Source organism: Bartonella sp. AA1HLJMS (assembly GCF_042197445.1).
GTDB lineage: Bacteria > Pseudomonadota > Alphaproteobacteria > Rhizobiales > Rhizobiaceae > Bartonella.
Genome location: NZ_JBHIRW010000259.1, coordinates 1 through 833 on the forward strand (window position 1 = coordinate 1; position 833 = coordinate 833).

The 833-nt window shown below is 47.9% G+C and carries 1 protein-coding gene; it reads right to left on the reverse strand.

The annotated features are described in order from the left end of the window. Positions 1 to 833: phage terminase large subunit family protein (locus ACFIQE_RS11045; RefSeq protein WP_375707769.1), on the reverse strand; the 833-nt coding region annotated here is incomplete at both ends.

The following is an 833-nucleotide window of genomic DNA, read 5'->3' on the forward strand; positions in this document are numbered from 1 at the left end:
CTGCTTGACTCACTGGTTGGGACCCAGCATGCGCCTCTTTCTTCACACATGAGATCTGTTTTTCGGTGCTCGGCATGCTCATGACCACAATGCGCACAAACAAACACAGCTTTTTCAGGAGCCCCCTTCGGCCATTTGATTTGTGACCAAACAATCGGCTGTAGTGTACCACATGCATCACAAGGCACGTTGTAATATCGCTGGTCTCCTAGTACAAAATCCTTGGCAATACGGCTTGTGTCACGGTGGGTGGGTGTGGACAATTTAAAAATCTTTCTCTGCACAAAGGTTGAGGTCCGCTTTTCCGCAATCATCACCGGATCACCTTCGTTATCCACACTGAGAGGATAGGCATCCACCTCATCTAAAATCAGATAACGAATAGGCATGGAACGCAAACCAGCTGCACTGTTTGCTCCTGTAAGCATCAATGCCCCACCATCAAACTCTTTCGAAAACATAGTATTACCGCTGTCGCGTGCCCGCGCTGGGGCAATGCGTTCGCTTAAAGCGGGGCTTGCCATAATCATTGGATCAAGACGGGTTTTGGACAATTTCTTCGCTGTCTCAACCGTTGGCATCACATAAAGAGCAGGTCCCGGACTATAATGAATGGCATAACCGCAGAAATTTAATCCTGCTTCTGACATGCCGATCTGCGCCCCTTTCATGACAATGGTTGTTTCAATTGGCACGTAGGAGGAAAGATTATCCATGATTTCACGCAAATAGGGGGTACGCTTTGTTCTCCATAATCCAGGCTCAGCACTCGTAACTGTGCTCAAATAACGATTTTTATCAGCCCACTGGGAAACAGTATAAGGCGGGTCAGG